8 protein-coding genes are annotated in these 12,543 nt (G+C 67.1%); 2 read left to right on the forward strand and 6 right to left on the reverse strand.

Annotation, left to right across the window (positions count from 1 at the left end; genetic code table 11):
- Positions 1-25: 25 nt before the first annotated feature.
- From AB0J47_RS07860 to ftsY, 4 genes are all read right to left on the reverse strand, one after another.
- Positions 26-2,494, reverse strand: coding sequence for a [protein-PII] uridylyltransferase (locus AB0J47_RS07860; RefSeq protein ID WP_364341749.1), 2,469 nt, complete (start codon positions 2,492-2,494; stop codon positions 26-28).
- An 88-nt stretch (positions 2,495-2,582) separates the two neighbouring features.
- On the reverse strand, positions 2,583-2,921 hold the full coding sequence (locus AB0J47_RS07865) for a P-II family nitrogen regulator (protein WP_040868325.1): 339 nt from the start codon (positions 2,919-2,921) through the stop codon (positions 2,583-2,585).
- A 4-nt stretch (positions 2,922-2,925) separates the two neighbouring features.
- Complete coding sequence (locus AB0J47_RS07870) at positions 2,926-4,305, reverse strand: ammonium transporter (protein WP_364341751.1); 1,380 nt, start codon at positions 4,303-4,305, stop codon at positions 2,926-2,928.
- A 234-nt stretch (positions 4,306-4,539) separates the two neighbouring features.
- A complete protein-coding gene (gene ftsY / locus AB0J47_RS07875) occupies positions 4,540-6,183 on the reverse strand; it encodes a signal recognition particle-docking protein FtsY (protein ID WP_364341753.1) in 1,644 nt (547 codons plus the stop codon).
- A gap of 120 nt (positions 6,184-6,303) precedes the next feature.
- Between ftsY and AB0J47_RS07880 the strand changes: the two genes are divergently transcribed.
- A complete protein-coding gene (locus tag AB0J47_RS07880) occupies positions 6,304-6,693 on the forward strand; it encodes a DUF2237 domain-containing protein (protein ID WP_019048221.1) in 390 nt (129 codons plus the stop codon).
- Positions 6,694-6,766: 73 nt separating this feature from the next.
- Here the strand turns inward: AB0J47_RS07880 and AB0J47_RS07885 are convergent, their stop codons facing one another.
- Positions 6,767-7,558 carry a helix-turn-helix domain-containing protein gene (locus AB0J47_RS07885; protein WP_364341756.1) on the reverse strand — a complete coding sequence of 264 codons (792 nt, stop codon included), beginning with the start codon at positions 7,556-7,558 and terminating at the stop codon, positions 6,767-6,769.
- 105 nt (positions 7,559-7,663) lie between these two features.
- Between AB0J47_RS07885 and AB0J47_RS07890 the strand changes: the two genes are divergently transcribed.
- The gene (locus tag AB0J47_RS07890) at positions 7,664-8,584 is read left to right on the forward strand and encodes an NmrA family NAD(P)-binding protein (RefSeq protein ID WP_364341758.1); all 921 of its coding nucleotides are present in this window, start codon (positions 7,664-7,666) and stop codon (positions 8,582-8,584) included.
- 58 nt (positions 8,585-8,642) lie between these two features.
- On the opposite strand, the gene smc is transcribed toward AB0J47_RS07890, so the two are convergent.
- Complete coding sequence (gene smc / locus AB0J47_RS07895) at positions 8,643-12,260, reverse strand: chromosome segregation protein SMC (RefSeq protein WP_364341760.1); 3,618 nt, start codon at positions 12,258-12,260, stop codon at positions 8,643-8,645.
- Positions 12,261-12,543: the final 283 nt, after the last annotated feature.

The following is a 12,543-nucleotide window of genomic DNA, read 5'->3' on the forward strand; positions in this document are numbered from 1 at the left end:
CATGTGCAAATGTCAATCACCCTGGTCAGGAGACCGAGCTGGTGCCTGGTGGTCCGACTCCCTCCGGAGGCTTCGGGGCGGGCCGCGGGACCACGGCAAGAACGGCCTTTTCGATGGTTTCGCGACGCTCCGGAATGTCGACGCCGAGGTCGAGGCCGAAGGCGTCGACCACCGCGGAACCCATGGTCACCACCTTCGCCCAGCGCACATCTGCGCCGCATTCGGCAAACGCCGAGGCCAACCGGCTGAGCAGGCCGATCCGGTCCTCGGCGCGCAATTCGAGGACCACCTGGCCCGGCGTCGATGTCGCCGACCAGATCACTCGGGGCTGTGCCTGCGCATACTGGCTCGGGCGAGCGCCGGTGGCCTCGTGCTCCCGCTTCGCCAGCAGCGCGGACAGATCCAGATCGCCCGCTGTCGCCCGGATCAGCTCCTGTCGCAGCAGTCCGCCGTCCGGCGGATCGCCGAACTTCGGGGATACCACGAAAGTATTGATGGCCGAGGCACCTTCGCCGCCCACGGTCGCCGAGAGCACCCGCAGCGAATGCAGGGCCAACACCCCGGCGGCATCCGAGAGCAGGCCGGGCGTATCCGGTGCGATCACGGTGACCGTGTAGGTGTACTTGCCCTCGCCCGGCCGCAGATCGACGTGCACGCCACCCGCCGCGGCCTTGGCCAGCAGGTCCGGTGCGATCGGTTCCGGCTCAGGCAGCAGATCTCCCGCCATGACCAGGCGGCAGCGGCGCACGAGTTCCCCGATCAGCGATGCCTTCCAATCGCCCCACACCCCGGGGCCGGTAGCCAGCGAATCGGCCTCGGCCAAAGTGTGCAGCAGTTCGAGCAGCTGCACGTCGCCGCCGAGGGCCTCGACGACGAATCGCACGGTGTCGGGGTCGGCCAGGTCGCGCCGAGTCGCGGTGTCGGGCAATAAAAGATGGTGGCGCACGATGGCGCTGAGTGTCCGCACGTCCGACGGCCATAGGCCGAGACGCCGTCCGATATGGGTGGCCAGTTCGGCGCCGACAATGCTGTGGTCACCGGCGCGGCCCTTACCGATATCGTGCAGCAGCGCACCGAGCATCAGCAGGTCGGGACGGGCGACGCGGGTGCTCAACGCGCTCGCGTAGGCGACCGCCTCCATCAGGTGCCGGTCCACGGTCCAGGTGTGCAGGGCATCGCGCGGCGGCAGGTCGCGCACCGCACCCCATTCGGGAAGCAGCCTGCCCCACAAGCCAGTTCGGTCCAGTGCCTCGACCGCATCGATGACGCCGCGACCGGCTCCGAGCAGGATCAACAGGTCGTTGACCGCATCCTTGGGCCAGGGTTCGCGCAGCTCCGGCGCATCCTCGGAGAGTCGATTCAGAGTGGTCGCGGACATCGGCAGCCCGGTCTGCGCCGAGGCTGCGGCCACCCGCAGGATCAGTCCGGGATCGCGCTGCGGCCGCGCATCCCGCGCCAACACGACCTCCCCCGCGTGTTCGACCACCCCCTCATCGAGTGGTCGCCGAACCGGCATGCGCCGCAGTCGCGCGAGGCCGCGCCGTGGTAGCGCATTGGCTGCGGTGCGAAGACCGACATCGACGGAATAACTCACCGTCCGCGCCGAATCGCTCAGTGTGCGAGCGAGGTCGAAACGGTCACCGATGCGCAAGGCCGCGCCGATCTCGTCGGCATCCTGGGCTCGCAGTTGATCGCGGGCCCGGCCCGCTACCCGATGCAGCTCCGTGCGAACATCCAGCAAACGGCGTCGCGCCTGCTTCAGACCACCGCCGGGCACATCTGGCCCCAGACCCGGCATGGCATCGGTCAGTTGGGCGATGGCCAGCGCGTCGAGCAGTTGGATATCGCGCAATCCGCCGCGCCCGTTCTTCAGATCGGGTTCGGCGCGGTGAGCTATCGCACCGCTGCGCTGCCACCTGGTCTCGGCCTGTTCGATCAATTCGTCGAAGCGCGAACGGATTCCGGTCCGCCACTCCCGGCGCACCCCGCCGATCAGCAGATTGCTCAACTCCATATCGCCGACGATGTGTCTGGCCTCGAGCATGCCGAGGGCCGCGATGAGATCGTCGGAGGCCACGCGCAATGCCTGCGGCACGGTGCGCACGCTGTGGTCGAGCTTGATATGCGCATCCCACAGCGGATACCAGAGCTGATCGGCCACCTCGGCCACCCGCGCGGGATCGACGTCATCATGCAGCAGCACCAGATCCAGATCCGAATACGGCAGCATCTCCTTGCGCCCGAGTCCGCCGACGGCGACCACGGCGAGACCGCTGTCGCGGCCGATGCCGAGTTCGGTGCCCTTGGTGGTCAGCCACAGTTCGAACAGATCGACCAGCGCCGAACGCAGGGATTCCGCGTCCAGGCGCGGATTGCGGGGCAGTCCACCCTCGAGCAATTGATTGCGTGCGCGGACCAGGTCGGTCGCGCCATTGGAGACGTTCGTGCCGACATCCTCGGTTACCTGTCTGCCGTCTTGCTCGTGACTACCCACAAACCACCGTCCATCCAAATGCGTACGGCCCCGCCCCGACCGGGCTATCCGGTGGGAGCGGGGCCGCCGCTCGATTTCGATTCTCCGTTTAGAGGGCGTCGGTACCGCGTTCGCCGGTCCGCACTCGGATGATCGACTCCACCGGTGTCACCCAGACCTTGCCGTCACCGATCTTGCCGGTGCGCGAGGCCTCGACGATCACCTCGACGACCTTGTCGACCGAGGCATCGTCCACGACAACCTCGACCCGAACCTTCGGCACGAAATCCACCGAGTACTCCGCGCCGCGGTAGACCTCGGTGTGCCCCTTCTGGCGGCCGTAGCCCTGCACCTCGCTGACGGTCATGCCCAGCACACCAGCCTGCTCGAGCCCGGATTTGACGTCCTCGAGAGTGAACGGTTTGACGATTGCGGTGATCAGTTTCATGTCGTCATGCCTCCTTGACGGCGGTACGTGCCGTGCCACCCACAGCAGCGAAATCGTATGCCGTTTCAGCGTGCTCGGACTCGTCCATGCCCACCGACTCGGCTTCCTCGCTGGCGCGCAGCCCAATGGTGAACTTCACGATATAGGCAATGATCAGGCTCGCGATAAAGGAGAACGCGAGTACCGCACCGGCACCGATGGCCTGACGCCACAGCTGGTCGAAGCCGCCGCCGTAGAACAGCCCGGTCTTGCCCGCGCCCGCCTCCGGTGCGGCAACCAGGCCCACCATCAGGGTGCCGATGACGCCGCCGACGAGGTGCACGCCCACGACATCGAGCGAGTCGTCGAAGCCGAACTTGAACTTCAGGCCGACCGCCAGCGCACAGATCGCACCGGCCACGAAGCCGATCACCAGGGCGCCGACCACGTTGACCGAGGAACACGACGGGGTGATCGCGACCAGACCGGCCACCACGCCCGATGCCGCGCCCAGCGAGGTGGGCTTGCCATCGCGGACCTTCTCCACCAGCAGCCACGCCAGCATTGCGGCACAGGTCGCGAGGGTAGTGGTGATGAAGGTCGAACCGGCCAGACCACCGGAGGAAACGGCGGAACCGGCGTTGAAGCCGAACCAGCCGAACCACAGCAGACCCGCGCCGAGCATCACGAACGGCAGGTTGTGCGGGCGGAACGGCGTCTTCGGCCAGCCCTTGCGCTTGCCGAGCACCAACACCAGGGCCAGGCCCGCAGCACCGGCATTGATATGGACCGCGGTACCACCGGCGAAGTCGACCGCGAGCAGTTTGTTCGCGATCCAGCCGCCTTCGTGCACGACATTGCCGTCGGCGTCCTTGACATCGAAGTCGAAGACCCAGTGCGCGACGGGGAAGTAGACGACCGTCGCCCAGATACCGGCGAACAGCAGCCAGGAGCCGAACTTCAGGCGGTCGGCGACCGCACCCGAGATGAGGGCAACCGTGATGATCGCGAACATCAACTGGAACGCGACGAACACGGTCGCGGGGATCGTACCCGCGAGCGGAATGTTCACTGCCGCAGTGGTGACAGCGCCGCTGGCGTCCTTGACCTCGGCAACCGAATTGCCGCCGATCAGACCCTTGAGACCGAAGAACTGCGCAGGATCGCCGATCACGCCGAATTTGTTGTCACCGAACGCGGTCGAGTATCCGTATAGCGACCACAGCACGCCGACCAGACCCATGGCACTGATGCTCATCATGATCATGTTGAGCACGTTCTTGGAGCGGACCATGCCGCCATAGAAAAACGCCAGGCCAGGCGTCATCAACAATACGAGCGCTGAACTGGCCAGCATCCAGGCGGTGTCACCAGTGTCCGGTGCACCGGTAAGGGGAAAAGCCACCTTAATGTCCTCCTCATCTCGGGCCCAGCCGACTCCGGCAATTGGACCTGCACAGAAGGGTCCTCATTCGGTGTTTCATCCGTGATGATGCTGTGTTTCGCCTAAGTGAACGCCTGGGGCAGTTGTGTTGCTACCACGTTTCCTGGCGTACACAGACGTTTCATCGCAGGTGTGCGATGGGTGTCGGAGCAAACCGACAGCTGCTTCCGAGAGGGAGGATCGGTGGTTGCGGAACTAGCCGAGCAACGCGTCCACGAAGGCGGCGGGTTCAAAGGGAGCCAGGTCGTCGGCGCCCTCGCCGAGACCGACCAGCTTCACCGGAACACCGAGTTCGTGCTGCACTTGGAAGACGATGCCGCCCTTGGCCGTTCCGTCCAGTTTGGTGAGCACGACGCCGGTGATATCGACGACCTCCGCGAAGACACGCGCCTGCATGAGGCCGTTCTGTCCGACGGTGGCATCCAAGACGAGCAGGACCTCGTCGACCACGGCCTTCTTCTCTACAACGCGCTTGACCTTGCCGAGCTCGTCCATCAGACCGGTCTTGGTGTGCAGCCGACCGGCCGTATCGATCATGACGACGTCGACGCCGCCCTCGATACCCGCGCTGACCGCGTCGAAGGCGACAGCAGCCGGGTCCGCGCCCTCCCTGCCACGAACCGTATCCGCACCGACGCGCTCACCCCAAGTCTGTAGCTGATCAGCGGCGGCAGCGCGGAAGGTGTCAGCGGCGCCGAGCAGGACCCGGCGGCCGTCGGCGACCAGTACGCGCGCGAGTTTGCCGGTCGTGGTGGTCTTGCCGGTGCCGTTGACACCGACAACCAGCAGGATCGACGGGTGATCGTCGTGCGGGAGTGCCCGCACCGAGCGGTCGAGTTCGGGACGTAGCGCCTCGATCAACACCTCGCGCAGCACGGCGCGAGCCTGTTCGGTATCGCGGACGCTGCGCGCGGCCATCTCCTCGCGCAGCCGCTCCACCACCGCCGCGGTGCTCGCGGTGCCCAGATCGGCGAGGACCAGGGTGTCCTCTACCTCTTCCCAGGAATCGTCATCGAGGTCGCCGCCGCCGAGCAGGCCGAGCAGGCTCTTGCCGACCGCGTTCTGCGAACGGGACAGGCGGCCGCGCAGGCGCACCAGGCGGCCCGCGGTCGGCTCGATTTCCTCGAGGGCGGGGGTCGTGGCCGCGTCGGCGGCTGTGGGTTCGGGGGCGGTTTCTACGGAGGGCTTGTCGGGGGTTGGCGGCGTGGCTGCGCGCGGGGTGGTGTCCGCAGGAGGGGCCGGTTTTGTGTCCGTCGGTGCGGTGGTGTCCGTCGGTGCGGTGGTGTCCGTCGGTGCGGTGGTGTCCGCGGGTGCGGCGGTTCCGGTGTCCGCGGAGGTGATGCTCGCCGCAGGCGCGGCGCCATCGGCACTGGTGGGCGGGGCGGTTCCGGGTTCGGCGGTCGTCTCGTCCGATTCGACCGCGGTATCCGAATCGGACGTGGCCGTTGCGGATTCGGCCGTGGTGGCCGCGCCGTCGGTTTCGATCGGCGCGGACTCCGCGGTTTCGACATCGCCCTCGGGCAGCGGCACATTGGTAATGCCACGCTTCGGCGCGTCACGCGGAATCGCCGCGTCATCGCCGACGTGCGGCTGCCCCTCGGTATCGGTTCGCTCGATCGGTGCGGGCGGCTCCGGGCGTGTCGCGGTGGCCGTGCCGCCCTGACTGAAGTTGAAGCCACCGGAGGCCGCGTATCCACCCGACCGGTCGGTCACTTCTTTCTCGGCGGTGGGCGCCGTCAGCGTGATGCGACGGCGCTTGTACAGGACGAATCCGGCGACGAACGCCACCACCAGCAGGGCGGCGACAGCGGCGATCAGGATCCAGGCTTCGGAACTCACGCCGACCATCCTTGCAGAAGCAGGTCCTTCGCCTTACCACAGCGTCCTGGACCCAACACACAACCCCCGAGATTTCTTGTCCTGCGGAACTTCTCGCGATGGGACAATAGTATCGGCGACGTGACCGATCGAAACGTGCTTGGGGGGCCGCTGGAAGAGTGCGGCACCGATCCTCTCACCGGCTTCTACCGGGACGGCTGCTGCAGTACCGGGCCGGAGGATCTGGGCAGCCATACCGTGTGCACCGTCGTCACGGCCGAATTTCTCGAACACCAGGCGTCCATCGGCAACGATCTGAGTACGCCGCGCCCGGAGAACAACTTCCCGGGCCTGCAGCCGGGAGACCGGTGGTGCGTGGTGGCCGTGCGCTGGTTGCACGCCCACGAGGACGGTGTCGCCGCGCCCGTGGTGCTTGCGGCCACCCATGAAAACGCCCTGGAAGTGATCTCGATGGACATTTTGCGCAAATACGCTGTCGACGTACCGGACGACGTGAGCGATCTGCTCTAACTCCCCGCCCTTTTGCCGACCGTCTGCCCAGAACGTCCCGTCCCGGGCAGACGGTCGCTGGGCGGAATCCGAATTATCGCAGCAAGGCCGCCTCGGCTAGCGCGGCGCGGGTGGTTCGTTGGCGGTGCGCCTTCTGACGGCACGCCGCTGAGCAGTATCGGGCCGGGCGGCCAGTGCCGGTGGAACGGATCTCGGTACCGCATATCGGACAGTGCGGAGTTTCGTTACGCACACCGGTTTCGTTACGTAGCTTGACCTCCGAATCAGGTTTCGTTACGGAGTTCGCGCGCATGGCATCGAGCATGATCGCGACAGCCCGAATCATCGGTCCGCCGGGTCGCTGACGTCGTTGGATCGCGACGCATCCCGTGAAAATGTCCAGTACATCGGCGATTTCGATATCGGCACGGACCGAACCTTGGCGCTGCGCGGCGGTCAGCAGCGCGCCGAGCGCATGATGGAAGCGGTCGCCCGCGCCGCGAAGCAGTGCCTTCGGCCAGCCGTCATCGGACTGGACCATATCGCAGAGCGCCTGGCTACGCGGGGACGACATGACCACGTCGGTGCAGACCGCGAAGAACGCGGCACCGGGATCCGGCGCGTCGAGATATTCGGCGGCCAGTGTCGCGAGCCGGTCGACGCGCTGTTGCATAACCGCTTCCAGCAGATCGGTTTTCGTGGGGAAATGCCGATAGACGGTGCCCGCGCCCACCCCGGCCCTGCGGGCGACCTCGGCCAGCGACACCGAGATGCCCTGTTCGGCGAAAGCGCGCTGCGCGGCGGCCAGCACCAGCGCGCGATTGCGGCGGGCATCGGCCCGCGCGGCGACTACCGACGGCGCTGGAGTGGATAGCGAAGCAGACATTTCGTTACGGTCTTCCGTTCCTGGACCTGGCCAACTGGATGAGCGCACCCATATCGTCCGAATACGGGTTATCCGACCCGATTGTATCGAGCAGAGAAGGCGAGCATGCCCCTTCAGCAGAATCCCATCCTGGTCACCGGCGCGACCGGCAAGCAGGGCGGCGCGACCGCGCGCCGACTGCTGGCCGACGGTATCGCGGTGCGCGCGCTGGTCCGCGATCCGCAGGCCCCCGCGGCCCGCGCATTGGCCGACGCCGGTGCCGAATTGGTGACCGGTGACTTCGACACCCCCGCAACGCTGGACGCGGCCGTTGCCGGAGCGCGCGGCGTATTCCTCGTGCCGCCAGCCGCTTTCGGACCGAACGGTTGGCAGGCCGATCTGGAAGCCACTCGCGGCATCGCGGTGATCGATGCGGCCGAGCGCGCGGGGGTCGAACAGATCGTCTTCACCGGTGTCGCCTCGATGACCGACGACGCCGCCTGGGGCCAGGCCGGAAAGAAAAGCATCGAGGATGCGGCGGCGGCCAGCGGATCGCGCTACACCCTGTTGCGTCCGGTGCGTTTCATGGAGAACTACATCATGCGTGGCAGTCCGGTCGACGGCATCATCGACGGCGTACACAAGCACCTGTTCGCTGCGGACCGGCCGTTGCAGATGATCGCGATCGATGATATCGCGGCCTTCGCCGCACTGGCCTTCGCCGACCCGGATCGTTTCCACGGCCGAACCCTCGAATTGGCCGGTGACGCAATCACTCCCGTCGCGGCCCTGGCCGCGATCACCCGGGCCACCGGATATCCGGTGCGCTACCACGAGGTCACCGAGGCCGAAGCCGATGCCCTCGGCGAACAGATCGGCAATACCTGGCGGCTGCTGCACGAATCCGGCGGCGGCTGGCGCGCAGACATCCCCGCGCTCCGGGAAATCTACCCCGCCCTCAACACCCTCGAATCCTGGCTCACCACAACCGGTGCTGCCAAGATCAAGGCCCAACAGGACAGCGACCGCTTGGCCACTTCACACTGACCGAGGTCGTCGGGATCCGCACTGGGCGCGCACGTACGGATCCCGAAGAGCCCTGGGTTCAGCTGGCCGCGCCGACCGGGGTCAGGGTCTCCCCGCGCAGCCGCTGACTGATCACCTGGGTAATGCCGTCACCGCGCATGCTGACGCCGTAGAGGGCGTCGGCGATCTCCATGGTCGGCTTCTGGTGGGTGATGACGATCAGCTGACTCTTCTCCCGCAACTGCTCGAACAGGCCGATGAGGCGGCGCAGATTGGTATCGTCCAGCGCGGCCTCGACCTCGTCCATCACGTAGAACGGTGAGGGGCGCGCGCGGAAGATGGCCACCAGCAGGGCAACCGCGGTAAGCGACTTCTCACCACCGGACAGCAGCGACAGTCGCTTGACCTTCTTACCGGGCGGACGCGCCTCCACCTCGATGCCGGTGGTCAGCATGTCCGAGGGATCGGTGAGCACCAGCCTGCCCTCGCCGCCAGGGAACAGTTTCGCGAAGACGCCGACGAATTCGCGCTCGACATCCTCGTAGGCCTCGGTGAACACCTGCAGGATGCGCGCGTCGACTTCCGCGACCACATCCAGCAGGTCCTTGCGCGCATTCTTGACGTCCTCGAGTTGGGTAGCGAGGAAGTTGTAGCGCTCCTCGAGCGCCGCGAACTCTTCCAGCGCAAGGGGATTCACCTTGCCGAGGGTGGCGAGGTCCTTCTCGGCGCGCTTGGCGCGGCGCTCCTGGGACTTGCGGTCGAACGGCATCGGCGCGGGCGCGGTCACCTGTTCGCCGCGCTCCTTGGCCTGCTCGTACTCCTGCCATTCCAGATCCGATGGCGGCATCGGCACATCCGGACCGTATTCGGCGATGAGATCGGACAGTGCGATGCCGAACTGTTCGGCGATGGTCGCCTCGATCTGCTCGATGCGCAGTGCCGCTTGGGCTTTGGCGACCTCGTCGCGGTGCACAGCGTCGGTGAGTTGGGCGAGCTGGGTGGTCAGCGCGCGGACCCGCTCCTTGATATGTTCGACCTGGGTGGCGCATTCGGTGCGGCGGCGCACCAGTTCATCACGGCGTGCACCCGCTTGCGCCACAACCGATTCCAGTTCGGCGGCGACCTTGGCGCCGGATTCGGCAACGGCGGCAGCGACTTCGGCGGCCTGCCTGCGCGCGGCCTGTGCACGTTCGGCGCGGGCCCTGGTCTCACGTTCGGCGCGGGCCGCCCGGCGCAGCGAATCCGCCTTGCCGCGAACCGATTCCGCGCGTTCCTCGGAGGTGCGCACTGCCAGGCGGGCCTCCACCTCCATGGACCGTGCCTCGGCAAGTGCGGCGGCGGCTTCCTCACGGTCGCGTCCGGCGGATTCGGTGCCCGCCGCGCCCATACCGTCGTCGTCGACCTCGGATTCGAGTTCGGTGCGGCGCAGCCGTTCTTCGAGATCGGCCAGTGCCGCCAACGCCTCTTCCCGGCCCGACTCGGTTTCCGCGCGCTGGCCGGTGAGCCGGTCGATATCGGATTGGGCGGTGCGTGCCACCTCGCCGAGCCTGCCCAGACGGTCGTAGATAACAACCAGCGCCTGATCCGATTCGTGCAGTGCGAGCAGTGCCTGGTCGACGGCATCCTTGCGGTCGGCTTGTTCGGCAAGTGCACCGGAAAGGGCCGCCTCCAGCTCCTCGGCGCGGCGTTGCGCAGCGACCAGATCGGCCTTTGCGGTATCGATATCGGCCTGGATCTCCAGCTGACTCGGTGCGCGATCGGATCCGCCGAGCACCCAACCGGTTCCGGTGAGATCACCGTCGCGGGTGACCACGCGCAGTTCCGGCCTGGCCCGGACCAGTTCGGTGGCGGCGGCGAGATCGTCGACCACGGCGACACCGGCGGTCAGCGCGGCAATGGCACTGCGTACGTTGTCCGGTGCGTCGACCACCTCGACCAGCCAGCGCGCCCCGCCGGGCAGCGCACCGTTCGACGCGATCGGCGCACTCGCGGCATCGAAGACGAGCGCGACGCGACCACCATCGGCTTCCTTCAGCGCCCGCATCGCGGCGTGTGCGGAATCCCCGGTATCGGCCGCCACGGCGTCGGCGAGCGGGCCGAGCGTCGCGGCGACCGCGGCCTCGAAACCACCGTGCACCCGGATCAGCCCGGAGAGCGGGCCGAGCAGGCCCTGCGCGCGATTCTCGACCAGCCAGGCCGCGCCGTCCCTGCGCGCCAGACCCATGCCCAATGCTTCGATGCGGGCGCTCAGCGAGGCGACCCGCTTGCTGGCGTCGCGATCCTGTTCGCGCAGTTCGGTGACACGCTGATCGGCGAGTTCGAGGGCCTGCACCGCATGCTCATGCTGGGCGTCCAGACCGGTCTCCCCGGCCTCGAGTTCACCGAGTTCGCCCTGGACCGTTTCGAATTCGGCCTTGGCCGCCTCGCCGCGCTGGCGGGCCTCGCCGATCGCGACGGTGAGCCGGGTGATTTCCGCGTCCACCGACTGCGATCGGGTGCGCAGGGTTTCGACCTGACCCGAGAGCCGGGCGAGACCCTCGCGCCGATCTGCGATAGCGCGCACCGCGGCCAGATGCGCCTGCTCGGCGGCCTTCGCGGCCTGCTCGCGTTCGGCGAGCGCCTCGCGCGCGGCTTCCAGGGTTTCGGTCGCGATTTCGACGGTCTCGCGCAGTTCGGCCTCCTCGGCCTCCACACGTTCGGCCTCGGCCTCGAGCTGCTCCGGATCGCGTCCGCTGCCGACGGGCATTTCGGTGTGCAGATTGCGGGCTCGGTCGCCCGCGATGCGGATGGTGGCATTGACCCGCTCGGCCAGCGCGGACAGCTGGAACCAGATCTGCGCGGCGGCCTCGGCGCTCGGGGTCAGTCGGGACAGCTGGAATTCCTGCTGTGCCAGTGCGGCATTGGCGGCATCGAGTTCGGTCTGCACGGTGATCTGCTGCTCGCGCGCGTACGCCTCTTTGCTCTGCTGACTCTCCAACTCGTTGCGCCGGGTGACCAGGTCGTCGGCGGCCAGACGCAGGCGCGCGTCGCGCAGGTCGGCCTGTACGGTCTGGGCGCGGCGGGCCACCTCGGCCTGTCTGCCGAGCGGTTTGAGTTGGCGGCGCAGCTCGGTGGTGAGGTCGGTGAGGCGGGCGAGGTTAGCCTGCATCGCCTCCAGTTTGCGGACCGCCTTCTCCTTGCGCTTGCGGTGCTTGAGCACACCGGCCGCCTCTTCCACGAAGGCGCGGCGGTCCTCGGGACGTGATTCCAGAATGGCCGAGAGTTGGCCCTGTCCGACGATGACGTGCATTTCCCGGCCGATGCCGGAGTCGCTGAGCAGTTCCTGCACATCCATCAGCCGGCAGGAGCTGCCGTTGATCTCGTATTCACCCGCGCCGTCACGGAACATGCGCCGGGTGATGGAGACCTCGGCGTAGTCGATCGGCAGCGCACCGTCGGAGTTGTCGATGGTGAGCGTGACCTCGGCGCGACCGAGCGGTGCGCGTCCGGTGGTACCGGCGAAGATGACGTCCTGCATCTTGCCGCCGCGCAGCGCTTTCGCACCCTGTTCGCCCATCACCCAGGTGAGCGCATCGACGACATTCGACTTACCCGAACCGTTCGGGCCGACCACACAGGTGATGCCCGGCTCGAAACGCAAGGTCGTCGCGGACGCGAAGGACTTGAAACCCTTCAACGTCAGACTCTTCAGGTGCAAATTCGACGACCCTTCCCTGCGCGGTGGTCGGACAATTCGTCGTCCCATAAGGCGACCAGCCATGGTATCCGCCGAGCATCGGTTACCCCGTAAGCGGGCGGACACCGCTCGGCCACCTCCGTAGGTTATCGACTCCGCGCCCGATGTCCGGCATTTCGTGTGCCCCACATTTGCTGGCCGCGCGTCAGTTTCGCACCCCTTGTCGGTGTTCGCACGTCGGGCGTTCAGCATGCGGTGACGGTGGTTGAGGTTCGGTTCTCGCACTGACGGAAGTACTCCGGAG

This window comes from Nocardia sp. NPDC049737 (assembly GCF_040674755.1).
GTDB lineage: Bacteria > Actinomycetota > Actinomycetes > Mycobacteriales > Mycobacteriaceae > Nocardia.